The organism is Acinetobacter sp. VT 511 (genome assembly GCF_001077515.1).
Lineage (GTDB): Bacteria > Pseudomonadota > Gammaproteobacteria > Pseudomonadales > Moraxellaceae > Acinetobacter > Acinetobacter schindleri.
Window position 1 is genome coordinate 1 of the sequence record NZ_LFRE01000076.1, and the last position, 23,168, is coordinate 23,168.

Annotated in this window: 25 protein-coding genes; 12 read left to right on the forward strand and 13 right to left on the reverse strand. The window is 41.5% G+C overall.

Translation table 11 applies throughout. The annotated features are described in order from the left end of the window. Both ACS72_RS11915 and ACS72_RS17545 read right to left on the reverse strand, forming a co-directional pair. Window positions 1-373, reverse strand: a 373-nt coding sequence (locus ACS72_RS11915) for a transposase family protein (RefSeq protein WP_048882255.1), incomplete at its 3' end; no start/stop codon positions are given. After that, a complete protein-coding gene (locus ACS72_RS17545) occupies window positions 321-716 on the reverse strand; it encodes a transposase family protein (protein ID WP_081293445.1) in 396 nt (131 codons plus the stop codon). The genes ACS72_RS17545 and ACS72_RS11915, both read right to left, overlap by 53 nt. A 617-nt stretch (window positions 717-1,333) precedes the next feature. Between ACS72_RS17545 and ACS72_RS11920 the strand changes: the two genes are divergently transcribed. From ACS72_RS11920 to ACS72_RS11930, 3 genes are all read left to right on the forward strand, one after another. Beyond that, window positions 1,334-2,203, forward strand: coding sequence for an SDR family oxidoreductase (locus ACS72_RS11920; protein ID WP_048882256.1), 870 nt, complete (start codon window positions 1,334-1,336; stop codon window positions 2,201-2,203). 221 nt (window positions 2,204-2,424) lie between these two features. Further along, a complete protein-coding gene (locus tag ACS72_RS18205) occupies window positions 2,425-2,601 on the forward strand; it encodes a hypothetical protein (RefSeq protein WP_048882257.1) in 177 nt (58 codons plus the stop codon). Between the two features lie 163 nt (window positions 2,602-2,764). Next, a complete protein-coding gene (locus ACS72_RS11930; RefSeq protein WP_048882258.1) occupies window positions 2,765-3,442 on the forward strand; it encodes a type 1 glutamine amidotransferase domain-containing protein in 678 nt (225 codons plus the stop codon). A gap of 111 nt (window positions 3,443-3,553) precedes the next feature. On the opposite strand, the gene yfcF is transcribed toward ACS72_RS11930, so the two are convergent. Further along, window positions 3,554-4,219, reverse strand: a complete 666-nt coding sequence (yfcF, locus tag ACS72_RS11935) for a glutathione transferase (protein WP_048882259.1) — start codon at window positions 4,217-4,219, stop codon at window positions 3,554-3,556. Between the two features lie 233 nt (window positions 4,220-4,452). Between yfcF and ACS72_RS11940 the strand changes: the two genes are divergently transcribed. Then, entirely contained in the window at window positions 4,453-5,169 is a 717-nt protein-coding gene (locus tag ACS72_RS11940; RefSeq protein WP_048882260.1) for a glutamine amidotransferase, read from the forward strand. 130 nt (window positions 5,170-5,299) lie between these two features. Here ACS72_RS11940 and ACS72_RS11945 read toward each other — a convergent pair whose 3' ends face one another. From ACS72_RS11945 to tkt, 4 genes are all read right to left on the reverse strand, one after another. Continuing rightward, window positions 5,300-5,887: a YceI family protein gene (locus tag ACS72_RS11945; protein ID WP_048882261.1), complete on the reverse strand. Its 588-nt coding sequence runs from the start codon at window positions 5,885-5,887 to the stop codon at window positions 5,300-5,302. Window positions 5,888-6,015: 128 nt separating this feature from the next. Then, complete coding sequence (locus tag ACS72_RS11950; protein WP_048882262.1) at window positions 6,016-6,471, reverse strand: GNAT family N-acetyltransferase; 456 nt, start codon at window positions 6,469-6,471, stop codon at window positions 6,016-6,018. Between the two features lie 176 nt (window positions 6,472-6,647). Next, complete coding sequence (locus ACS72_RS11955) at window positions 6,648-6,863, reverse strand: hypothetical protein (protein WP_004812556.1); 216 nt, start codon at window positions 6,861-6,863, stop codon at window positions 6,648-6,650. A gap of 133 nt (window positions 6,864-6,996) precedes the next feature. Continuing rightward, complete coding sequence (gene tkt, locus ACS72_RS11960) at window positions 6,997-8,985, reverse strand: transketolase (protein ID WP_048882263.1); 1,989 nt, start codon at window positions 8,983-8,985, stop codon at window positions 6,997-6,999. Between the two features lie 857 nt (window positions 8,986-9,842). Here tkt and metK point away from each other — a divergent pair. The 3 genes from metK (at window position 9,843) to ACS72_RS11975 (ending at window position 13,392) form a co-directional block, all read left to right on the forward strand. Continuing rightward, on the forward strand, window positions 9,843-11,009 hold the full coding sequence (gene metK, locus ACS72_RS11965; RefSeq protein WP_004812553.1) for a methionine adenosyltransferase: 1,167 nt from the start codon (window positions 9,843-9,845) through the stop codon (window positions 11,007-11,009). 168 nt (window positions 11,010-11,177) lie between these two features. Then, on the forward strand, window positions 11,178-11,522 hold the full coding sequence (locus tag ACS72_RS11970; RefSeq protein ID WP_004894290.1) for a hypothetical protein: 345 nt from the start codon (window positions 11,178-11,180) through the stop codon (window positions 11,520-11,522). 658 nt (window positions 11,523-12,180) lie between these two features. Further along, window positions 12,181-13,392 (forward strand): YeeE/YedE family protein, encoded by a 1,212-nt coding sequence (locus tag ACS72_RS11975; protein WP_005221701.1) that lies wholly within the window; start codon window positions 12,181-12,183, stop codon window positions 13,390-13,392. A 65-nt stretch (window positions 13,393-13,457) separates the two neighbouring features. On the opposite strand, the gene ACS72_RS11980 is transcribed toward ACS72_RS11975, so the two are convergent. The 3 genes from ACS72_RS11980 to ACS72_RS11990 all read right to left on the reverse strand — a co-directional run bounded on the left by ACS72_RS11980 (window position 13,458) and on the right by ACS72_RS11990 (window position 16,073). Beyond that, entirely contained in the window at window positions 13,458-13,967 is a 510-nt protein-coding gene (locus ACS72_RS11980; protein WP_048882264.1) for a hypothetical protein, read from the reverse strand. 67 nt (window positions 13,968-14,034) lie between these two features. Next, on the reverse strand, window positions 14,035-14,814 hold the full coding sequence (locus ACS72_RS11985; protein WP_048882265.1) for a TIGR03915 family putative DNA repair protein: 780 nt from the start codon (window positions 14,812-14,814) through the stop codon (window positions 14,035-14,037). Next, window positions 14,814-16,073, reverse strand: a complete 1,260-nt coding sequence (locus tag ACS72_RS11990) for a putative DNA modification/repair radical SAM protein (RefSeq protein ID WP_048882266.1) — start codon at window positions 16,071-16,073, stop codon at window positions 14,814-14,816. The genes ACS72_RS11985 and ACS72_RS11990 overlap by 1 nt, the downstream gene beginning before the upstream one ends. A 205-nt stretch (window positions 16,074-16,278) precedes the next feature. Between ACS72_RS11990 and ACS72_RS11995 the strand changes: the two genes are divergently transcribed. After that, a complete protein-coding gene (locus ACS72_RS11995; RefSeq protein ID WP_048882267.1) occupies window positions 16,279-17,325 on the forward strand; it encodes a nitronate monooxygenase family protein in 1,047 nt (348 codons plus the stop codon). Window positions 17,326-17,394: 69 nt separating this feature from the next. Here ACS72_RS11995 and ACS72_RS12000 read toward each other — a convergent pair whose 3' ends face one another. From ACS72_RS12000 to dusB, 3 genes are all read right to left on the reverse strand, one after another. After that, window positions 17,395-18,066: a glycine zipper gene (locus ACS72_RS12000; protein ID WP_048882268.1), complete on the reverse strand. Its 672-nt coding sequence runs from the start codon at window positions 18,064-18,066 to the stop codon at window positions 17,395-17,397. 458 nt (window positions 18,067-18,524) lie between these two features. Next, window positions 18,525-19,181, reverse strand: coding sequence for a glycine zipper (locus ACS72_RS12005; RefSeq protein ID WP_048882269.1), 657 nt, complete (start codon window positions 19,179-19,181; stop codon window positions 18,525-18,527). A 243-nt stretch (window positions 19,182-19,424) separates the two neighbouring features. Then, window positions 19,425-20,450, reverse strand: coding sequence for a tRNA dihydrouridine synthase DusB (gene dusB, locus ACS72_RS12010; protein WP_005221697.1), 1,026 nt, complete (start codon window positions 20,448-20,450; stop codon window positions 19,425-19,427). Window positions 20,451-20,531: 81 nt separating this feature from the next. Between dusB and ACS72_RS12015 the strand changes: the two genes are divergently transcribed. The 4 genes from ACS72_RS12015 to ACS72_RS12025 form a co-directional block, all read left to right on the forward strand. Next, the gene (locus tag ACS72_RS12015; protein WP_026056709.1) at window positions 20,532-21,737 is read left to right on the forward strand and encodes a DUF1615 family protein; all 1,206 of its coding nucleotides are present in this window, start codon (window positions 20,532-20,534) and stop codon (window positions 21,735-21,737) included. Then, window positions 21,704-22,381 carry an HAD-IB family phosphatase gene (locus ACS72_RS12020; RefSeq protein WP_048882270.1) on the forward strand — a complete coding sequence of 226 codons (678 nt, stop codon included), beginning with the start codon at window positions 21,704-21,706 and terminating at the stop codon, window positions 22,379-22,381. Before ACS72_RS12015 ends, ACS72_RS12020 begins: the two co-directional genes overlap by 34 nt. Before the next feature lie 71 nt (window positions 22,382-22,452). Next, window positions 22,453-22,848 (forward strand): transposase family protein, encoded by a 396-nt coding sequence (locus tag ACS72_RS17550; RefSeq protein ID WP_081405806.1) that lies wholly within the window; start codon window positions 22,453-22,455, stop codon window positions 22,846-22,848. Then, a partial coding sequence (locus ACS72_RS12025; protein WP_048881518.1) for a transposase occupies window positions 22,796-23,168 on the forward strand: 373 nt, incomplete at its 3' end. The genes ACS72_RS17550 and ACS72_RS12025, both read left to right, overlap by 53 nt.

Below are 23,168 nucleotides of genomic sequence, written 5' to 3' on the forward strand. Positions count from 1 at the left end.
TGAAGGTTTTCAGGCTGCCAAATACATGCTCAATTCCGATTCTTCTTTTATTGATTTCCTGATTATAGATTTTCAATTCAGGATCCAATTTACAGTGTCTTTTGGCTTTTAATGGCAACAGGCTATTCGGATACAACACATAAATCCCCTGATAGCCTTTATATGCAAGGATAAAAGCCCCAAAAGGAATCTGGTTTAAATTGCGTTTGAACAACTCGAAATCATGCACTGCACCGCGACTGGTACATAAACTCAGAATTTGCTGAGTTTTGTAGTGAATCATGGCCTGTACTTTAAAGGTATGGGTCTTTTTCTTGCCGCTATAGCTTTTCTTCTGTTTTTTTAGGCCTTTGGATTGGAATTTCCGTGGCATCCAAGATCACAACATTCCAGTCGATGCCTTCGCCCTCGGGTAAATCTTTGGGTAAATTAAACAGATTGGACCGAATCAGGCAGTCTTCAACATGACGGACAATTCTTGAGGCTGTGGGCTCTGAAACCCCGTAACTCGTCGCGACATGAAATAAGGTTCGGTATTCCCGCCAATAGCTCAGACAGAGCAGAACCTGATCCTCCAGGCTTAACTTGGGCGGTCTGCCTTTGGCAGAGACATGCTTCTGCAATTGCTCAACCATCAAATAGAAAGTTGACCATGAGATGCCTGTGTATCGCTTGAACTGAGGATCAGAAAGCTTGTTTGAATCGATGTATTTCATCCGCAGATTATGCACGAATGCCAAGAAATCCGGAGTGCAAATATTAACCAAAAAGAAGATCGTTTTTTGATTTATGAAAGAGATCTAATTATTACTACCATTTTCTTTTGCAATAACTTGAACCTGCATAGGAGCCCCTAAAAAAAACCAACCAAAATAATCAGAATTAATTAAACGTTTATTTTATTTATTTTTCAAGTATTTAATTTTTCCAAAATTATCTTACAAATTAAATTAATAATCCCAATTGATTTAACTTAACAACATGAAATCATTATGATTTTACCCATTCCAATTTTACTAAATTATAAAAAATTAATAATTATTATCTTTTATTTATATAAAGATCTTTATTTTAATAAAAATAATAGACTTAAGTCTAAATCCATTTATTATCTTAAGATAATCTTAAAATTTAATTCAATATAGTAAATTAAACATTAAAATATTTAATTTACCTTAAATATATTTATGTAAATCTTCAAATGTAAACCTAATTCAACAAATGCAATCTCCTGCATAGATTCTGTTATGAAATGTCAGGTCTTAGCCTATTTCTGAAAAATCTCCCTAATATATTTTTCTGTCATTACACTCAACAATGGACCTGAAAATATATGAATAATTATCCTGAAACCCCAAATTCAACCGAAACACAAGACCATCAGCCTGGTGTTCAGACTGCAATGAACCCAGAGCCAGAGATCATTAAACCTCACTATAAAGGTAGCGAGAAATTGAAAGGCAAAGTTGCTCTTATTACCGGTGGAGATAGTGGGATTGGCCGTTCGGTATCTGTCCTGTTTGCCCGTGAAGGAGCGGATATCGCGATTTGCTATCTGGACGAAGATCAGGATGCAAAAGATACAAAGAAAATGGTTGAAGCAGAAGGACAGCGCTGTCTACTGATCAAATGTGACTTGCAGCAACCAGAAGAAATTCAAGATCTGGTGAAACAGACTATTCAGGAATTCAAGACAATTAATATTCTGGTAAATAATGCAGGAGTACAATATCCGCAGAAAAGTATTACCGATATCTCTCCTGAACAGCTATATCAAACTTTTAACACCAATATTCTGAGTATGTTTCATTTAACTCAGGCGGTTCTCCCACATATGCAGGCAGGTGACAGTATTATTAATACCACCAGTATTACCAGCTATCACGGACATGATGAACTGATCGACTACTCCAGCACTAAGGGTGCAATTACCACGTTTACCCGTAGTCTTTCGACCAATTTGCTGAAAAACAAGACAGGTATTCGTGTTAATGGGGTTGCACCCGGCCCGATCTGGACCCCACTTATTCCAAGTAGTTTTGATGAAGAAACCTTAAAAGAGTTTGGTAAACAGACACCGATGGGCCGCATGGGACAGCCAAGTGAAGTCGCTCCAGCCTATTTATTTCTGGCTAGTGAAGAAGCCAGCTATATCTCGGGTCAGGTGATCCACGTAAATGGTGGCAGCATTGTTAATGGCTAAATAAAAGCTTTAGGATAATGGCTCTGGGGTCATTATCCTGTTCAAAATTAAGATTTTAAAATTGACTTCTCTTTAGAACTAAAAATAAGTTAGATATAAACGTTCCAGTCATCTAATGACCTATAAAACAATTCAAACAAATCCTGACAGAAGCTTACTTTGCCTAAATCAAGTCCTTGTTATAGTCATTCCCATATCAGACCGCATGTGAGGATCAGACTATGCTTAGAGGTGATAAATCTGCCTATACGGAAAAACAGAAACGGCAAGCTAAACACATTGAAGAAAGTGAGAAAGAACAAGGACGTTCTGCAGAAGAAGCTGAACGTATTGCTTGGTCTACAGTCAATAAACAGGATGGTGGCGGAAAGAAAAAGAAAAGTTCTGATCAATCGTAATGATGTTTTCCAAAACATTTGTTTTAAGAATTGCCACAAAATATCAAATCCAAGCTGTTTTAAATTTAAGTTTCCAGTTTAACGATGGCAATTTTTCTCCTATCCATCTATCCAATAATTTTACTTATTAAATTTTAAATCTGACATAATCTTAGGTAAACATATGAAAATTTTGATTGTTCTGACCTCACATGATCAACTTGGTGACACAGGCGAAAAAACCGGTTTCTGGCTAGAGGAACTGGCTGCACCATATTATCGATTCATTGATGCGGGAGCCGAAATCACTTTAGCCTCCCCCCAAGGTGGTCACCCGCCGCTTGATCCTAAAAGCAGTGCTGAAGATGCCCAAACTGAAGCAACCAGACGTTTTGAAGCAGATGAAACTGCCATGCGTGCTTTAGCCAATACCCATAAATTAAGCGAAGTAAATACAGATGAGTTTGATGCCGTATTCTATCCAGGTGGGCATGGTCCGTTATGGGATTTAGCCAATGACTACACTTCAATCCATTTAATTGAAGAAACCTTGCAATCCAATAAGCCTGTCGCACTGGTCTGTCATGCGCCGGGAGTACTGAAAAAGGTAAAAGATAGTGAAGGCCACTCAATTGTGTCAGGCAAATCAGTGACTGGTTTTAGTAATACCGAAGAAGAGGGTGTAGGCCTGACCAATATCGTTCCATTCCTGGTCGAAGATATACTGAAGGAAAATGGCGGGAACTATTCCAAAGCTGATGATTGGCAAGTCCATGTGCAGCAGGATGGCTTACTGGTCACCGGACAAAATCCAGCATCATCTGCAGCAACGGCGGATGCCCTGTTAGATTTATTAAAATAATATCCTAAAGATCCCCATGAATAAATAACTCCTGATTTCTGCTCAATTCAGGAGTTATTTAAACAATTAAATCATGACTAAAATCCATCAACCTTGAATGCTTTTCTCAACTCACGGCACATCAAATGGTGATGGATCCCATGTACCTCGTTCCAGTTCTCTTAGTTTAAACCAGACATGTACAGATTCTCGCTGAAAATTCCGCATGACATAACTATAAAGTTTTTCAGAAATAGGAACTTTAAAACTCAATAATCGATGTAGCATGAAGGCTAAATCAAAATCTGCAATACTCCATTGTGAACTTAACCATTGATCGCCAATCAAAGCCTCACTTACTCTGGTTAATCGATCAATTTCCATTTGGGTATGCCGGTCTGGAACATAGGGTTCTGGTAATGGCTGAAAGATACCTGTTGAAGGCATATTTTGACATATCAGACTAAAATCAGATTTAAGCAATGCCTGAACCGCCCGACATTTAGCACGCGCCCGAATATCTGCCGGATAAAGAGCCGGATAATCAGGTGCTGGAAAAAGCTCGTCTAGAAACTCAGTGATTGCCATGGATTCAAAAATTGACCAGCCATCCACAGATAAGCAGGGAATTTTTCCGGTTTTACAGATTCTTAGATAGGTATCTGTTTTATTTTCATCCTTATCCAGATCGATTTTAATCTCTTTAAAATCGACATTTTTTTCTCTCAGGGCCACAAAAACCGACATGGCATAGGGACTTAATCTTTTACGATCAATATAAAGGCTTAGACTTTGCATAGCATGGCTCCCCTAATGGAGTTGTTATCAGTATATAAAACTATGGGATTGCATACGGTCATCAAGTTCCAAGTTATACCCAAACTGAAGTGAACAATAGCGGAGTATCTTTACAGAGTTTAAGCAATTGCAACCAATCCACTGCTAAATGGAGGAGCTCATTGAGCTGAATTCAGCTTTCCAAGTCATATGATTCACGTTAAATTAAATCATTTCTTTGATCAGTCACCATCATGCTTAATTTTGACGAATTTCCAGACACGGTCTATGCCATCCAGCATCTTGCCTTTGAAGACCTGGGCGCGTGGGAAGATACTTTGTATCGGCTCGGCCTACGCGTACGTTATTTTGAAGCAGGGGTCGATGACCTGACCCAGGCATTTGAACATACAGGTCTGACGGTGATTTTAGGTGGTCCAATCGGCGTTTATGAAACTGAAGACTATCCTTTCTTACAACAGGAAATAGACTTACTGAAAGTTCGTTTACAGCAAAATTTGCCGACTTTAGGAATTTGTTTAGGTGCACAGCTTATTGCGCATGCATTAGGAGCAAAAGTGTATGCAGGTCATAGCAAAGAGATTGGTTGGTCCAAGCTTAGCCTTGCATCTGTAGAGAATAATCCACTAAAAAATCTGGAAAATCTTGAAGTATTACATTGGCATGGAGATACGTTCGACCTGCCCACAGAGGCTGAGCTTCTGGCAAGTTCTGCGGTCTATCCAAATCAGGCTTTCCGGATTGGCAGCAATATTCTGGCACTGCAATTTCATGCTGAAGTGGAAGCTGAGCGTCTGGAGAAATGGCTGATTGGCCATACCTGTGAGCTGCGTCATGCGAATATCGACATTGCAGCCTTACGTGCCGACAATCAGCAATATGCTGCTGCTTTAGAAGCTGTATCGGTGTCCATTCTTCAAGAATTTCTCAAGCACATTCAAACCAGCTAATTTTTATTCTTCAAATTAAGTGGATGATAAAAGATATTTATTCAGATTAGCTATCTACTAATTTCTAGCAAAGCTTAATTTTCATCCATAAAAAAGCACCCAACAGGGTGCTTTTTAAATTTGTCTTTTGTTATTTTTTCGCAGCGGGTACAGATGCTTCGGTGGTAATGTTTACAGTAATTTTATCACCGACATTTGGCACATATGCGCCCACATTGAAAGCTGAACGGTTAAATGATGTAGTCGCATTGAAGCCAATTGTTTGCAGTTTTGTCATTGGATGAATAGCCTGTTTATTTAACACTGCATCCAGCACAACTGGCTTGGTTACACCTTTTATAGTCAAATCACCAGTGATTTTATATTTGTTTTTACCTAAAGCCTGAACCTTGGTACTTTTAAACGTAATGTTTGGATATTTCTCTACATCAAAGAATTCTGCTTTTTGAATATGCTCATCCAGTGCCTTAACATTGGTATTAATACTCGATACCGGAATAGTTACATTCACTGATGAGTTAGCAGGCTTTTCATTATCAACCGTAATCGTGCCCTGAATATCACTAAAGTTCGCAGATGGTGTCGAGAAACCAAAGTGACTCCAACTAAATACGGTCGCGGTATGGCCTGGATCAATGGTATACGCAACCGGCTTCGCCATAGAAAATGTTGCTACCGATGAAACCGCTAAGCCTAATACTAATGTTTTGAAATTCATGTTTTTATCTCTCGTTTTGGATGTTTTCAAGTGTATAGAATTCAGAAATATTTACAGCCCTAAAGATAAAACGTTTTGTTGCAGCGATGAAACGATAAATTTGTAAGTTATTTTTTAAATTTCTACTATTAATCCATTCGGTATTGGATGAAACCGGTTTTCTTGGCAACCTGATCATAAAGCTGCTGTGCTTGTCGATTGCTCTCATGAGTTAACCAATACACTCGATCACATCCACGCTGTTTGGCATCTACATATACTTTCTCAATCAAGGCTCGTGCCACACCCCGCCCTCGAAAATCAATATGCGTATAAAGATCTTGCAAATAGGCATACGGCGTTAAAGTCCAGCAGCTGTCATGTTGAATGACATGTACAATGCCGATAACCTGCTGATTCAGAATCGCTGCGAATCCATACATATTGCCGAATGCTAGATCAGTAAGCCTTTGCCAGGTATGCTGATCTACCTCTTCACTGAGCTGAGTCTGATAAAAATTCTGGTAATCCAACCATAATGGCAACCACTCCTGCTGTGTAATATTTTCTAGAGGCTCAATTTGAATCTGGTCTTGTATCATCATTTTTATACGATTCTTCTATTTCAAATAGATTCAATTAGCTTAGGCTATTTTGATGATTAAGATAAGATATTTTTTATTTTTACTTACACCAATTTTTTAAAATATATCTATGACTCATACAGATGATTATTTTGGTACAAAAAAAGCCCCATGTGGGGCTATTTAAGTCTTCAACTTTAAAGCTTTTCCACCAGAATACGGTCAATCTGCTTTAAACCAGAATGTTTTTCATGGTTCTTACGACGCACTTTAATAATTTTTTCAGCCGCCAGATCCTGAAGTAACAGCTCAACTGCCATCATTGCTTCAAGAGGCAGATCCTGCCCGATCCATTTCTGTTCGCCTGCATCCATTAAAGTAATTTCATCGTTAATTTGTTCATACAAGCTCATGTTCATCTCACTCTTTCATTTCGACTATGGGAGAACTTTTTAGCGGTTGCCACATGAAAACAACACTAAAAAGTGAAAAAACAAAAGACGCCCCAAAACTGGGGCGTCCTTTAAAAACTGTTTAATCAGTTGATTAAGCAGTAATCTCTTTTACAGCTGCTACAACTGCTTCAGTGGTAATACCGAAGAACTGGAACAGATCTTTCGCAGGTGCAGATTCACCATAAGTAGTCATACCAATCACACGACCGTCAAGACCTACAAATTTCCACCAGTAATCCACATGTGCAGCTTCTACCGCTACACGTGCACGAATCGCTGCAGGGAGAACTGCTTCACGGTAAGCAGCATCTTGCTTCATGAATTCTTCAGCACATGGCATAGAGACGACACGTACACCTTCAAGTTGTGCATACGCTTCCATTGCCAGAGATACTTCTGAACCCGTTGCAATAATGATCGCTTTCAATTCGCCTTTTTCTTCAGCCAGTACATAACCACCTTTCGCAGCGTTCTCGATTTGTGCTTGAGTACGGGTCTGGAATGGCAAGTTTTGACGAGAGAAGATTAATGCCGTTGGGCCTTCTGAACGCATTAAAGCTGATTTCCAGGAAATCGCGGCTTCAACAGTGTCACATGGGCGCCATGTATTCAGGTTCGGTGTACCACGTAAAGATGCGATTTGTTCAACCGGTTGGTGTGTTGGACCATCTTCACCTAGACCGATTGAGTCATGCGTATAAACATGAATTACGCGCTGTTTCATTAGAGCAGACATACGCACTGCATTACGTGCATATTCCATAAACATCAGGAATGTTGCTACATACGGAATGAAACCACCGTGTAGTGCTACACCATTGGCAATTGCAGTCATACCAAACTCACGTACGCCATAGTGTACGTAGTTACCTGCCGGATTGTCCTGTACGCCTTGCGCGCCTTTCCAAAGGGTCAGGTTAGAACCTGCAAGGTCCGCAGAACCACCTAGAACTTCTGGCAATAATGGAACAAGTGCTTGCAATGCATTTTGGCTCGCTTTACGCGTTGCGATCGTTTCAGCTTTGGCATTCACTTCTGCAATATAAGCATTCGCTTTTGCAACGAAGTCAGCCGGTAATTCACCAGATAAACGACGTTTAAGCTCAGCTGCTTCAGTTGGATATTTTGCAGCATAAGCAGCAAATGTTTCGTTCCAAGCTGCTTCTGATTCAGCACCTTTAGCTTTCGCATCCCAAGCTGCGTAAACATCTTCAGGAATTACAAATGCTTCATCAGTCCAGCCTAGTGCTTCACGAGTCAAGACGATTTCGTCATGACCGAGTGGTGCACCATGACTGTCTTCTTTACCTTGCTTGTTTGGTGAACCCAGACCAATCACAGTTTTACAAATAATGATGGTTGGTTTAGCAGTTTCAGCTTTAGCTTCTAAAGTTGCCTGACGGATTGCATCTGCATCGTGGCCATCAACTTTAATCACTTGCCAGCCGTATGCCAGGAAACGTTGTTCTGTATCGTCAGAGAACCAGCCTTCCACTTCGCCATCAATCGAGATGCCATTGTCATCATAGTAAGCAATCAGTTTGCCTAGACCCAATGTTCCTGCCAAAGAACATGCTTCGTGAGAAACACCTTCCATCAAACAGCCATCGCCAAGGAAGCAGTAAGTGAAGTGATCTACAACTTGGATGTCGTCTTTGTTAAATTGTGCAGCTAGGGTTTTTTCAGCCAGTGCAAAACCAACAGCATTCGCGATGCCTTGACCTAAAGGACCAGTCGTCGTTTCAATCCCTGGTGCATAACCCAATTCCGGGTGGCCAGGTGTTTTAGAATGAAGTTGACGGAATGCTTTAAGATCCTCAATCGAAAGATCGTAGCCCGTTAAATGAAGAAGCGCATATTGAAGCATAGAGCCATGGCCATTTGACAATACAAAACGGTCACGGTTTGCCCAATTCGGGTTGGTCGGGTTATGGTTCATGAATTCACGCCAAACCACATCAGCGATATCTGCCATCCCCATTGGAGCACCTGGATGTCCTGAGTTTGCTTTTTGCACAGCATCCATTGCCAATACACGAATTGCGTTTGCAATACGACGTTCATTAAGCGGGGTTGTCATAAATCAGAGTCCAAAATATTCAGAAATAGGAAATGATGAAAAGACTTTCAAAACTGCTGTCTATTGTCTTAAAAAAACAGCGAGGGGTAAAGACTAACCAACAATATTTATCAGTTTATTGTTGTTTAGATTGGTCAACGTACATTTAATCTACACTTTTAAGTACAGGCACCGGTTAATACTCAATTTTCATCACAATAAAAACCCTAATTTTCTTATGTTTTACAAGCGAGTTCCCTTCTATCAAATTTTTATTATTCGCTTGAAAATGTCAGTCACTTAAATATACATATATAACTTTTATTGATTCAAATTATTTCTCTCATCGGCAGGACTAAAAATAAACTAAAGCTCGCTGCTGTATTTTACCTTTTGCCCTCTTCTTCGTTTTCAGTAAATAAGGCCTAGTCTGTAGGCTTATACATCTAATGAAATTTTATAAATTTTAGATAAATTCTTGATGCAATTCTTCTATATATTATGCGCCGATCAGATTAATAAAGTTTTTAGCTCATTAACCTTAGCTTAAATCATCACGATTGATGGAGTGGTTTGCGACAGTAAAATGCATTTTCAAACAATAAGATTGCTGCTTCTTTGGAAAAATTGATCTAAGGTATAAGAAGCCTAGCTCTGCTGCTACAAAAAATGACCAAAAAAAGCTGCCAGATTTTTCTTGAGCAAAACATAAGCAAAAGCCACTGATATAAGCGGTATATCAGTTTTTCAAATACCAGTATTCAAATAAAAACAAATTAAATTGAAACAATTTCAGCCAATTTTACCGTTCAAACCTAGTCCTTCGACGCAACACGATGTAACATATCGGGTCTTTAAATTTAACTGTGATAGGACTTATGCGCGAGTACGCTGTATTTACCTCGGAATCTGTAAGCGAAGGCCATCCAGATAAAATGGCTGACCAAATCAGTGATGCCATTTTGGATGCAATCTTAAAAGAAGACCCATATGCGCGGGTTGCTTGTGAAACGCTTGTAAAAACGGGTGCGGTTGTACTTGCCGGTGAAATCACAACAACTGCAAACGTCGACTTTGAAGCGATCGTACGTCAAACCGTAAATGGCATTGGTTATCATCATTCTGATCTTGGCTTTGATGGTTCAACCTGTGCCGTGATCAACATGATCGGTAAACAATCTCCTGAAATTGCTCAGGGTGTAGACCGTCAAAAGCCAGAAGATCAAGGTGCCGGTGACCAGGGCCTGATGTTTGGTTATGCCAGCCGTGAAACTGACGTATTAATGCCTGCGCCAATTTCTTATGCGCACCGCCTAATGGAAAAGCAGGCTGAATTACGTCGTAATGGCTCATTGCCATGGTTACGCCCAGATGCGAAAAGCCAGGTAACTTTCGCTTATGAAAATGGCATGCCGGTACGTTTAGATGCAGTGGTCCTTTCAACTCAACATGATCCTGAAATTTCACAAGCGAACCTAAAAGAAGCTGTGATTGAAGAAATCGTGAAGAAAATCATTCCAGCTGAAATGTTCCATGCAGAAACCAAATTCCACATCAACCCGACCGGTATGTTCGTAATCGGTGGTCCTGTAGGTGACTGTGGTCTGACTGGCCGTAAAATTATTGTAGATACTTACGGTGGTATGGCGCGTCATGGTGGTGGTGCATTCTCTGGTAAAGATCCATCGAAAGTTGACCGTTCTGCTGCTTATGCAGGTCGTTATGTAGCGAAAAATATCGTTGCTGCTGGACTTGCTGATAAATGTGAAATTCAGGTGTCTTATGCAATTGGTGTGGCTGAGCCAACCTCTATTTCAATCAATACCTTTAATACCGGTAAAGTATCTGACGAGTTGATCGTTCAATTGGTTCGTGAGCACTTCGATCTGCGTCCATATGGTATTACCCGTATGCTAAACCTGATCCAGCCGATGTATAAGCAAACAGCAGCTTATGGTCACTTCGGTCGTGAAGGTTCAGATACTGCGTTTACCTGGGAAAAAACAGATAAGGTTGAAGCATTACGTGCTTCTGCTGGACTGTAATTTTTCTTGCTTAAAAAGCCTGCCTTCGAGCAGGCTTTTTTGTTTTCAATAGTTTATAAAACGGTTGACAAAATTTACATGAACGCCACATTTTGTAGCATTCTGAAGCACGTGATTCCGATAATATTTTTATATCAATGATCTATGACAACAAAAGGATATAACACAATGAATAAACTTCTTATCGCTTTAGGTTTGGCGACAACTGTGGCACTTGTAGGCTGTAGCAAGGAGAAACAACCTGAAACTGGCGCAAGTACAGGTGAGCACCTGGAGAATGCTGCGGAACAGGCAGGTCATGATATGGAAGATGCGAGCCGCGAAGCTGCAGCTGAAACCGACCAAGCTCTGGATAATGCAGCAGCAAATACGGCGGAAGCAACAGATAGAGCAGCCGCAAGTGCTGAAGCTGCAGCCCAACGTGCTAAAGAAGCAGCCAAAGATGCAACAGCCTCTGTTGCAGGTTCAGTTGAAGAAGGCGCAGCAAAAGTACGCCAAGAAGCTGAAAATTAATTCTGGTTACTTGATTCTTTTTCAAGCCCCCAGTGCTTTAAAAAGCCTGCATTTTGCAGGCTTTTTTATTCTCTCACCTATCTTTCAGATTTGATACCTGGAAAAGTGAATCCTGAAGCCGAACTCAGCCAATTGATCTGGATTTATATTATACGTAGTTACTCAAGAACTGGCGTGAGATTGCAATATAGCTGGATCATCATGCATTGGAGCCTTGGCCCGTGCTTGGGATGAGATCAGTGTTCATGCCAATACCACCGCTAAATCATTAAAAACTAGCAGACCAGCTACCCTTGTCTTTTCTGTACGAACATTATTTCCCACGTCTTAAATCTTGCTCAGGCTTAAGCAACTGATCTCAGCTGCCGCAATAATGGTAGGTATGTTTTCACTGGCAATTTTAGACGCGATTACCAGCTTACTTTACCAAGACGTTAAAGCTAAGTGCCAGTTAATATATTCCCTTTTTTGCTATCGCTGCCATGTTGTTCCTTTACTGGAATATCTCGCTCTTTCACATCAATCTGACCTAACGCCATATAAGCTAAATTGATATGAGGAATCAGATATTGGAATGTAAATTCTAGGTTTTGGACTCGCTCTGAAAAAACAGGCCTGTAAAATGGCACACTTTATTTTTTGATATTTTATCTCCCCTATGTCAGTGATTGCTGCATCCTCAAACCGATCTAATATATCGGTTTGGGTATCATTTATTTTACTTGCTTTAGGTACAGTCGGTGCCTATCAAATCGTAGGGCTGAATCAGGCGCTTTTATTCCTGGTCGGTGGTGCCTTGGGCATGACCCTGTACCATGCCTCTTTTGGTTTCACTTCTAGCTGGCGTGTGTTTATCAAGGAACGTCGCGGTCGTGGGTTACGCGCGCAAATGATTATGCTCGCTCTGGCAGTATTGCTTTTCTTTCCCGCCCTTGGTGCCGGTGAGCTGTTCGGTAATCCTGTCAAAGGTAATGTTAATCCCGTTTCCATGTCAGTCATGATTGGTGCCTTTATTTTCGGTATTGGTATGCAGCTCGGTGGCGGCTGTGCATCAGGTACGCTCTATACCGTTGGTGGTGGTAGTGCGCGTATGCTGGTGACTCTGTTCTTCTTCTGTGCCGGTTCGCTGATTGCAACGTCTCATCTCGACTGGTGGTTTAATCTGCCACATCTGGCACCCATTTCGATTGTGAAAAGTTTCGGGGTAGTACCTGCCCTGTTACTCAGTTTTCTGGTATTTGCAGTTATTGCCGCTGCGACTGTGTTCCTCGAAAAGAAACGCCATGGCAGTCTGGAAGCTGAACCACAAAGCCAGTATCAAGGTTGGAAACGCTTTCTTCGTGGACCATGGCCATTGATCTGGGGCGGTATCATTTTAACCCTGCTTAACTTTGCGACTTTGGCACTGGCTGGACGTCCATGGGGGGTAACTTCTGCCCTTGCCGTTTGGGCAGCGAAATCGGCAAGTTTCGTAGGTGTAGATGTTGCTTCTTGGGCATATTGGCAACAACCAGGCAATGCTAAAGCATTATCAGAATCACTGTGGTTTGACATCACGTCGATGATGAACTTTGGCATCATGCTTGGCGCCCTCCTTGCTGCAAGTCTGGCAGGTAAATTTGCACCGAATTTCAATATTCCAAAACGTTCATTACTGGCAGCAGTCATTGGTGGCTTGATGCTTGGCTACGGCGCACGTTTGGCTTATGGCTGTAACATTGGCGCATATTTCAGTGGTATTGCTTCAGGCAGTGTACATGGCTGGTTATGGCTGGTATTTGCCTTTGTGGGGAATGGTATTGGGGTAAAACTCCGTCCGATTTTCTTCCCGGGCGAAAAACCTCAGCCAGAAAAACTGACCGGCTGTTAATACTCCAGCATAAAGAAGCCCATCTGATGATGGGCTTCTTTTATGCACTGAATAATTTTAAAAATTTATAGTGCCGCTTTTAGATTACAACCATAGTTCATGGTTTGTTGTACCTGACGATAGCTGGTATAGCGATCCAGAATAAAGGTATAGAACTGATCAGCCGTTGAGAAATTCGCTTTAAGATCTTCTTTTTCTGCATTTGGCAGCTGAATATCATTCACTAAATTAAGATTGTAATGCCCCAATCGATACATCTCGGCAAAATAGCCATTCATCATATCGCAATAGGCCATTTTACTGGACTTAAGTGCTGTGCTTGCGACCAGATGCTGATTCAAGGTTCTCAGGTTATTTACATCTAAAGGGAACTGATGCGCAAAGGCAATACTTTCGACTTTCTTAAACTGGCTAAAGTCAGTTGCCAGTTTTTGATTGAGGATATCAAAGCGTTGCTGTAATTCCTGAGTATTTTTAACCTGATACTGAGCGGGGTCGACCTCAACCTTTTCGGGTTCTTGCGAACATGCAGTCAACGTCAAGCCTAGCGCCAATGTACTCAGCCATACCTTCATAAACACATCACTCAATCAAAAAAACAATAGCGCTCTGATTATGCCTGAAAATCCTGAAGCATGTGTTTCAAAGTGCTTTTTCATTCATATATCGCCAATAGCGTTTAGGTACATATTGAATATGCAGCTTCATATTCTTACGTGCCTGAATATTCACACTATGAAAATAGTCTTTCCAAAGCTGGTCATAGAGTAATTCCTCATCATCCAGTTCAACGCTGAAAGACTGACTATGTCCAAGCCGGACTCGTGGATCTATCTGTACTGCATTCATTTCTACCTGATGTAAATTTTTTAAATCATAGTAGATACCATATTTGCGCTGTTCATCATAAATCAGCCAGGTCTGATCCTGGTAACGTTCCTTGAAGTGTTTGCTAATAATCGGTAGCACATTAAAATCTGGCTTGATCAAACTTAAGAACAAACCATCCTGACATTTTTTGAAACGCACAAAAGCTTCCATCCGGTGCTTTTCACGTCCAACCTGTTTTGCCCATTGTGACATGCCCAATACCGCAGCATGACCATAGTCTTGATCTACTGGACGCTGACTCTGAAAGACATATACTGCAAAGTCAAACAGGACCTGGAAAGCCTGTTCTTGCTCCGCCAAGAAGGTATAGTAAAAAGCCCTCAAGCTGCCTGAACCGACTTTCTGCTTTAAGCCTTGCCAGACACGCTGGCCATGCACATCATTAGACGCCACATGAATAAAATCATCAAACAGACCATTTTGTGCATGCGGATTGGCAGTAATTCTGACCTCAAATTCACGAAATTCAAAAGCACGAAATACACAGCTCAATAGTCCTGTCATCGTGCCATCAAAACAGTAACAGGCCATCAGAACCCTAATCCCAGTTGTGGTGAAAGTTGCTGCTGATATTTTGAATAACCCGATTGCAATATCTGCTGCCGAATCTGTTGTGACTGCTGTTCTTTTTTAAATTTTGGTGTATCGGCGCAGTGGATAAAATGCTGCGCACGGTTATAAGCCACCCCCATACGTTTCAGCTGATCAATATGAATCTGACCAAAACGGCGCGCCTGAACGATTTTCTTGGCGGAACGCACTCCGATTCCCGGTACTCGCAGAATCATTTTATATTCGGCTCGGTTAAGATCGACTGGAAAGGCTTCCGGATGACGCAATGCCCAGCTGAGCTTTGGATCAATATCCAGTTCCAGATTCGGATGCTGGTCATCGACAATTTCTTCAGCATCAAAACCATAAAAACGCATTAACCAGTCAGATTGATACAGCCGGTTTTCACGTAATAATGGTGGCGCTGAACCCACGGCCGGTAGTGCTTTTTCTTCAGCATTAATCGGGATATAACCGGAAAAATACACACGCTTTAGCTTAAATTCCTTGTAATGCCGATCCGCCATCAGAATGACATCGCGATCCGTTTCATTATGCGCCCCAACCACCATTTGTGTAGTCTGGCCTGCCGGTACAAATTTGGGTACAGCCTTGATAATTTTACTTTCGTCTTTCATCTGAATCAGACGATCACGCACAATGCCCAGATCTTTCTGTACTTCAGCATGAGTTTTCTCTGGGGCAAATTTTCGTAACCCATCTTCTGTTGGCATTTCCAGATTGATACTCATCCGGTCCACATACAGACCTGCTTCAGTAATAATTTCCTGCGAAGCTCCCGGAATGGTCTTAAGGTGAATATAACCGTTAAAGTTTTCTTCCAGCCGCAGTTTCTTGACTACCTGCAGCATACGCTCCATGGTGTAATCGGCAGACTTAAAGATACCTGAACTCAAGAACAGCCCTTCAATATAATTACGACGATAGAAGTTCATGGTCAGATCAACCACTTCCTGCACGGTAAAAGCGGCCCGTTTTACATCATTGGAACGGCGTGAAACGCAGTACGAGCAGTCATAAATACAGACATTGGAAAACAGGATTTTTAGCAAGGAAACACAACGGCCATCTTCAGTATAGCTATGACAGATCCCGTTGCCAGTATTGCCTAGACCTTTATCTTTATTCTTTCGATTACTGCCGCTAGATGAACAGGACACATCATATTTGGCAGCATCAGCGAGAATCTGTAGTTTTTCACGTATACGATCAGACATGAGTTCAGTAAAATTTAACTAAAACAGCATTATAAAACTGCAGAATTTCACCTACTATGCAATCGATCAGGACAGCGACAATGAGTGTCGCCGAAAATGTAATGCTTATGTAACTATAGTCGAATATTTCAAAATAAAATAACCAATATGATTTGCTTAATTTTCAAGGCGAAGGCACAGTAAGGTGATAACAAGGAGCAAAGCCATGTCTTTATTGGAAAAATTAGGCATTAAACACCCAATTCTGTTAGCACCCATGGCCGGTGTCTCCACACCTGAGCTGGCTGCTGAAGTCTCTAATCAGTGTGCTTTGGGTTCATTAGGATTAGGTGCCAGTAGCGTACAGTCTGCGCGTGAACAGATTCTTAAAACTCAGGAACTGACCGATCAGCCCTTTCAGGTCAATTTCTTCTGCCATAAAACTGAAGATTTAGATGACACTGTCGCTCAAGCCTGGATTGATCAGTTCAAGGATAAATTTGCCCAGTTTGGTATAGAACCACCCAAAACCTTGAAATGCATTTATCCAAGCTTTAGGGACAATGATGATTTCCTGAATCTGGTTCTGGAAACACGTCCAAAAGCGGTGAGTTTTCACTTCGGTATTCCGCATTCTTATCAGGTTCAAGCACTTAAAGAGGCTGGAATTATCACCATGGTTTCTGCGACCAATCTGGCTGAAGCACGTGCGATCGAGGCTGCTGGCATTGATGTGCTGATTGCTCAAGGTATTGAAGCCGGTGGGCACCGTGGAATTTTCAGCACCAAATTTGATGCCTCAGTCAAAACTTCGAATTTAATCAAGCTGATTAAACAGTATTGCTCCCTGCCCATTGTAGCCGCTGGGGGTATTATGGACGGCTATCAGGCACGACAGATGCTGGAGTTTGGTGCTGAAGCCGTTCAGCTGGGAACGGCATTTGTACAGTGCAAAACCTCTAATGCCAATGAAGCCTATCGTAAAGCCTTGCTATCCAAGCCATTGACTCAAGTGACTGCAAGTATTTCTGGTCGTCCTGCGCGTGGCATTATCAATCACTGGCATACTGATATCGACACCCCAGATCGCCTGGATGTGCCAGCCTATCCATATACTTATGACCTGGCCAAGCAATTACATGCAGCAGCCGTTCAACATGGCGATCATGGCTATGGCGCTTTCTGGGCTGGCTCAAATGCTGCACAAACACGCGAAATGGAAGCTTCAGACCTGGTTAACCAGCTGGTTCTGGAGATTAAACATCGAGAATAAGTAGTTTTTCTTCTCATTAAAATAAAAAAACCTCTCAATATTGAGAGGTTTTTTTATGAGAAATAGAAGTCAGCGAGTCGCACGATGCCATGCATCTTTCACTGCAAATTTGGCTTCTTCCCAATTGAGACGGGAATCACCTTTAACCTGTTCCCATTTGGTACGCAAATCAGGTTCAGCTTCATTAAATTCTTTACCATTGTAATATTCACGGTTTTCATAACCGAGGCGATATGCGCTACGATAATCCCGATCATAGTCTAGATCACCATAAACATTACGGCTTTCACTATAATAAGGCGTCTGATGATGCTGTTCACGCCAGTAGTGATCATCGTCCTGTAAATTTTCTGAACCTGAAAGTGCAATACCTTCTGGTGTATCTAGCGTAGGTCGTGCTGATTCTGCCATTTCATTTCCAGCTAGGCCACCTACTACTCCCCCAACAAGGCCGCCGACGACTGCACCTGCAGGACCACCAACTGCTCCAATCGCCGCACCTGCTGCAGCGCCGCCCAACGTTCCAGCACTGGTAGCCACAGGATGATCACCCGCTTCATTCATATCGGGGACACGATGGCTTTTGGTATCTGGTAAATTTAAATCTGGGCGTGCACTGCCTGAAGTGGTTGGGCTGCTTTTCAATGCTTCATCATCTCTTAATACATCAGTCCGTTCTTGAGACAAATCACGATGTGAAGCTGGGTTAATATCTGAAACTGGTCGATTGGTATTTGTCATTCTAAATCTCCCTTGATCTTTTATAGCCAAGATGGAAATCTCATCTTGTCTTTGATTTATTTATAATAGAGAAAATTCAGGTTAACACTGTCCAAGTCCTGTCCGGTTTCAGTGAATATATACTACGCTATGTACCTGTAGACTACGGATGTAACAGACATGTCTAAATTGCATGAATAAACATCAAATAAGTATAGTTTTTATAACCAGATAATTATAATTTTTTGAAATCCTCAATTTTGTATTTATTCATGAATAGTCGTTTTAAATACATTATCCACTTACCCATTTTCAATGATGACTGTCAGATACCTCGGATATAATAGACGTATTAAAAATAGCTAGTCTTAATTTAAAGGATTCAGACTAATGCTGTAAAGCAAATAAAGGTTAGATTTGTATTTATAGAACAATAAAAAACCTCTCCGAAGTAGAGAGGTTTTATCTAAAAATGTGGTTTAGCGAGTTGTGCGATCCCATGCATCTTTGACTGCATATTTAGCCTGTTCCCAGGTCAAACGAGATTCACCTTTGAATTGCTCCCATTTGCTTCGCAAGTCAGGTTCAGCTTCATTAAATTCTTTACCACTATAATGTTCACGGTTTTCATAACCGAGTTGGTAAGCCCTGCGATAATCACGATCATAGTCCAGATCCCCATGCACATTGCGGCTTTCACTATAATAAGGTCTGCTCTGATACTCTTCGCGCCAGTACTTGTCATGGTCTCCTAATAGACTGGAATTTTCAATACCATGGTCTGGATGATCTGGTGTTGAAATATCCTTACCTGCGATTCCGCCAAGTACGCCGCCAACGACTCCGCCAATCAAGGAGCCTCCTGGTCCACCCACCATACCAAGTGTTGCGCCAATGGCCGCTCCACCCACACTTCCGGCACCGGTTGCCAATGCCTGATCTCCAGTTTTAGCCTCTTTCTCATCTGGATCAAGGGTTCTTATAGTATCTACTGGATTTAAATTAGGATCAGTACCTTGTGCGATTGAAGGATCCATTTTCACAACTTCTTCATGTTTTATTGCGTTATTGTCCTCAACCAGATCGGTTTGAGTAGTCGGATTAATCTCTGAAACTGGACGATTAATATTTGTCATTCTGATTCTCCCTTGATTTTATTTAGACAAAATTGGAATTCATCTTGTATATGTCCCTTATCATAGAGAAAATTCAGGTTAATACTGTCCAAGTCCTGTCCGGTTTTAGTGAAGTTAGTACTTAACTCTGTACAGGTTTTCCATCATGTAAACGCCTACTGTATTGCATAACATAGATATAAAAAAGGTACTGTTTAAACGACAGTACCTTAAGAAGGAATTCATTTCAGGTAATGTGGAAAATCAGGTTGTTTCCAGAAGATTCACCTGCTCGACCTGCACATCACTCATGATCTGACCATACTCCAGCAGGTTATTGAAATAGTCTTCTACCACTTTATATTGATCTGCGGTACTTTCCACCTTATACATATTTTGACGAAACTCATTACTGGAACGCAGACCTTTGGTATACCAGGCAATATGTTTACGGGAAATTCGGCAGCCAGAATATTCACCGTAAAATTCATACAGTTCAGCCAAGTGACCCAGTAAGACCTCTTTAACTTCGGCAATACTTGGTGCAGCCAGCTGTTCTCCAGTCTTTAAATAATGTGCGATTTCACGAAAAATCCATGGACGTCCCTGCGCTGCACGTCCAATCATCACCGCATCGGCACCAGTATAATCCAGTACATATTTGGCCTTTTCTGGACTGTCGATATCTCCGTTCGCAATCACGGGAATATTCAATATCTCCTTCACATCTTTAATCAGTGAATAGCGCGCTGTGTTTAAATACATATCTTCGCGAGTACGGCCATGTAATGCCAAGGCCGCAATACCGGCTTCTTCTGCCCGCTTGGCCACACGCATGATATTTTCCTGACCATTTAAATAACCCAGACGGGTTTTTAAAGTCACGGGGACATCGACTGCAGCAACAACGGCATCCAGAATACGTGCAACCAGATCTTCATCTTGCAGTAATGCCGAACCAGCCAGCTTGTTGCAGACTTTTTTAGCTGGGCAACCCATATTAATATCAACAATTTGTGCACCGTTCGCAACCTGATACCGTGCCGCCTCTGCCAGATCACGCGGATCTGAACCGGCAATTTGTGCAGAAATTGGCGCCAGTTCGCCATCGAAATTAGCACGGTACAAACTTTTCTTACTCATGCGCAGGGTTTTGTCTGAAGTCATCATTTCACTAACAGCATGACCTGCACCAAAATATTTGCATAGTGTACGGAACGGACGGTCTGTCACACCTGCCATGGGAGCAACAATCAAATTATTTGATAGTTGATACGGACCAATATACATATAAATTCATCACTTTGTTGATGAGCATAGTATACTGCATCTGCCTTGATCGCTCATCTGCTGGAATCTGATTTAGACAACATGAACAACACACTTCACCGAATTTTTACTGTTAAATCGTGGTCTGTCCTTGCTTTATCCCTAAGTCTCGCTGGCTGTGGCAATGGTTCCTGGTGGTCTTCTGATGAGCCAACTATGGAAGCTGACCAGATACCTAAAGCGATTCCATCACGTGTCAGCAATCGTGATTCATGGGCTAAAGATATCTATGATATTACCGAACAACTGGGTATTCCCCAAACTAAACAGAATATCTGTACCATCGTCGCAGTGGTGGATCAAGAATCTAATTTCCACGCAAATCCAACTGTTGCTGGTCTGGGCGAAAAAGCAGTAAAAGAAGTTCAAGGCCGTCTGGAAGAAAAATTTACCGAGAAACTTGGTGAAAGTATCGGTGGAACAGTTGCAGGATATTTCCAGGATGTTCTGAAGAATCATCCCACTCCGGATAACAACTATCTCAGCCAGATGCGTAAGGTTAAAACTGAACGTGAACTAGATGAACTGTATCGTGAAATATTTGACTATATGGCCAAACATTATCACGTGAGTGCGCTGACGGGTGCAGCCAAACTCTTTGGTCAAAACATCGGCGAAAAGCTTAATCCGATTACGACTTTAGGTTCGATGCAGGTGCATATTAGCTATGCCAAGGAGCATAAGCGTCAAGGTGGCAATATTGCTGAACTGCGTACCGATCTGTATAGTCAGTATGGTGGTCTGTATTATGGTATTCATCGTCTGATGATGTATCCGGCAGATTATGATAAACCGATCTATCGTTTTGCCGACTATAATTCAGGCATGTATTCCAGTCGTAATGCTGCCTTCCAGAGCATGCTCAATGACCTGACTGAAGCCGAACTGGATCTGGATGGCGATCTCTTGCTATATAGCAAAGATGGCAGTATCCGCTCTCAGAAAAGTCAGTCTGAACGTGAATTAATCAATGTATTTGCCAAGCATAATTTCATTATTACTGAGCGTCAGATCCGTTCTGACCTGAAGAAGGAAAAGGAAAAGGATTTTGAAGACACCATGACCTATCGTGGTGTAGCGAAACTATATCAGGAACAAACGGGTAAAGAACCTTTTTATGCCATCATGCCTGAAGTGGTGATTTCTGGACCAAAATTGAGTCGTGATTACAATACCAACTGGTTTGCTAGCCGTGTAGATGGCCGTTACCAAACATGCATGCGCAAAATCAAAAACCTCAAGCTCTAGCCTTATTTGACTTTGATGGCACCCTGTATCCACATGACAGCTTTACAGGGTTTATTTTTTCTGTCCTGAAAAAACGACATATTATTTGGCGTGGTCTGAAAATTTTGCCGTGGATTACTGCTTATTATCTCAAACTCTATCCTGCTCATCGCATGCGACCAAAGCTTTATTTAGCCATGTTTAAAGATGCTGATGTAAAAATAATTTACCCTTTAGCATTGCAATACGCGAATAAGATTTTAGGGAATCTTGACCCTGCCCTGTTTGAGCAGCTGAAAATGCATCAAAAGTTAGGACATAAAGTTATACTGGTTTCAGCAACCATTGATCTATATCTGGAAATGATTGCTAATACTCTAAGTATTGAGCTGCTCTGTTCCAAAGTGGAAATCAAAAATGGAAAATTGACAGGAAAATATCTAACACCCGACTGTAGCTGTCTGCAAAAGAAATTACGGATTTTAGAAGCAATCAATCTTGTAGATTACGAGACGATTTATGCTTATGGGAATAGTGAGGAAGATAAGGAAATGCTGAGTTTAGCGCAGCATAGCTATATGGTGGGCTTTAACAAGAAATTACCCGTATTAGAAAATCTAAATACTATAAAAAACTCTCAAATTAGTATTAGATCTCTTTCATAAATCAAAAAATGATCTTCTTTTTGGTTAATATTTGCACTCCGGATTTCTTGGCATTCGTGCATAATCTGCGGATGAAATACATCGATTCAAACAAGCTTTCTGATCCTCAGTTCAAGCGATACACAGGCATCTCATGGTCAACTTTCTATTTGATGGTTGAGCAATTGCAGAAGCATGTCTCTGCCAAAGGCAGACCGCCCAAGTTAAGCCTGGAGGATCAGGTTCTGCTCTGTCTGAGCTATTGGCGGGAATACCGAACCTTATTTCACGTTGCGACGAGTTACGGGATTTCAGAGCCCACAGCCTCAAGAATTGTCCGTCATGTTGAAGACTGCCTGATTCGGTCCAATCTGTTTAATTTACCCAAAGATTTACCCGAGGGCGAAGGCATCGACTGGAATGTTGTGATCGTGGATGCCACGGAAATTCCAATCCAAAGGCCTAAAAAAACAGAAGAAAAGCTATAGCGGCAAGAAAAAGACCGATACCTTTAAAGTACAGGCCATGATTCACTACAAAACTCAGCAGATTCTGAGTTTATGTACCAGTCGCGGTGCAGTGCATGATTTCGAGTTGTTCAAACGGAATTTAAACCAGATTCCTTTTGGGGCTTTTATCCTTGCAGATAAAGGCTATCAGGGGATTTATGTGTTGTATCCGAATAGCCTGTTGCCATTAAAAGCCAAAAGACACTGTAAATTGGATCCTGAATTGAAAATCTATAATCAGGAAATCAATAAAAGAAGAATCGGAATTGAGCATGTATTTGGCAGCCTGAAAACCTTCA

Excerpts from the sequence above, each read along its gene's own strand:
- ACS72_RS11940 (WP_048882260.1), top strand. The coding sequence starts at position 4,453 with ATGCTTAATTTTGACGAATTTCCAGACACGGTCTATGCCATCCAGCAT.
- ACS72_RS11930 (WP_048882258.1), top strand. The coding sequence starts at position 2,765 with ATGAAAATTTTGATTGTTCTGACCTCACATGATCAACTTGGTGACACA.
- metK (WP_004812553.1), top strand. The coding sequence starts at position 9,843 with ATGCGCGAGTACGCTGTATTTACCTCGGAATCTGTAAGCGAAGGCCAT.
- ACS72_RS11950 (WP_048882262.1), bottom strand. The coding sequence starts at position 6,471 with ATGATGATACAAGACCAGATTCAAATTGAGCCTCTAGAAAATATTACA.
- ACS72_RS11970 (WP_004894290.1), top strand. The coding sequence starts at position 11,178 with ATGAATAAACTTCTTATCGCTTTAGGTTTGGCGACAACTGTGGCACTT.
- tkt (WP_048882263.1), bottom strand. The coding sequence starts at position 8,985 with ATGACAACCCCGCTTAATGAACGTCGTATTGCAAACGCAATTCGTGTA.
- ACS72_RS11990 (WP_048882266.1), bottom strand. The coding sequence starts at position 16,073 with ATGTCTGATCGTATACGTGAAAAACTACAGATTCTCGCTGATGCTGCC.
- ACS72_RS12015 (WP_026056709.1), top strand. The coding sequence starts at position 20,532 with ATGAACAACACACTTCACCGAATTTTTACTGTTAAATCGTGGTCTGTC.
- ACS72_RS17545 (WP_081293445.1), bottom strand. The coding sequence starts at position 716 with ATGAAATACATCGATTCAAACAAGCTTTCTGATCCTCAGTTCAAGCGA.
- ACS72_RS18205 (WP_048882257.1), top strand. The coding sequence starts at position 2,425 with ATGCTTAGAGGTGATAAATCTGCCTATACGGAAAAACAGAAACGGCAA.
- ACS72_RS11980 (WP_048882264.1), bottom strand. The coding sequence starts at position 13,967 with ATGAAGGTATGGCTGAGTACATTGGCGCTAGGCTTGACGTTGACTGCA.
- ACS72_RS11945 (WP_048882261.1), bottom strand. The coding sequence starts at position 5,887 with ATGAATTTCAAAACATTAGTATTAGGCTTAGCGGTTTCATCGGTAGCA.
- ACS72_RS11920 (WP_048882256.1), top strand. The coding sequence starts at position 1,334 with ATGAATAATTATCCTGAAACCCCAAATTCAACCGAAACACAAGACCAT.
- ACS72_RS12020 (WP_048882270.1), top strand. The coding sequence starts at position 21,704 with ATGCATGCGCAAAATCAAAAACCTCAAGCTCTAGCCTTATTTGACTTT.
- ACS72_RS11985 (WP_048882265.1), bottom strand. The coding sequence starts at position 14,814 with ATGGCCTGTTACTGTTTTGATGGCACGATGACAGGACTATTGAGCTGT.
- ACS72_RS11955 (WP_004812556.1), bottom strand. The coding sequence starts at position 6,863 with ATGAGCTTGTATGAACAAATTAACGATGAAATTACTTTAATGGATGCA.
- dusB (WP_005221697.1), bottom strand. The coding sequence starts at position 20,450 with ATGTATATTGGTCCGTATCAACTATCAAATAATTTGATTGTTGCTCCC.
- ACS72_RS11975 (WP_005221701.1), top strand. The coding sequence starts at position 12,181 with ATGTCAGTGATTGCTGCATCCTCAAACCGATCTAATATATCGGTTTGG.
- ACS72_RS12000 (WP_048882268.1), bottom strand. The coding sequence starts at position 18,066 with ATGACAAATACCAATCGACCAGTTTCAGATATTAACCCAGCTTCACAT.
- ACS72_RS17550 (WP_081405806.1), top strand. The coding sequence starts at position 22,453 with ATGAAATACATCGATTCAAACAAGCTTTCTGATCCTCAGTTCAAGCGA.
- yfcF (WP_048882259.1), bottom strand. The coding sequence starts at position 4,219 with ATGCAAAGTCTAAGCCTTTATATTGATCGTAAAAGATTAAGTCCCTAT.
- ACS72_RS12005 (WP_048882269.1), bottom strand. The coding sequence starts at position 19,181 with ATGACAAATATTAATCGTCCAGTTTCAGAGATTAATCCGACTACTCAA.
- ACS72_RS11995 (WP_048882267.1), top strand. The coding sequence starts at position 16,279 with ATGTCTTTATTGGAAAAATTAGGCATTAAACACCCAATTCTGTTAGCA.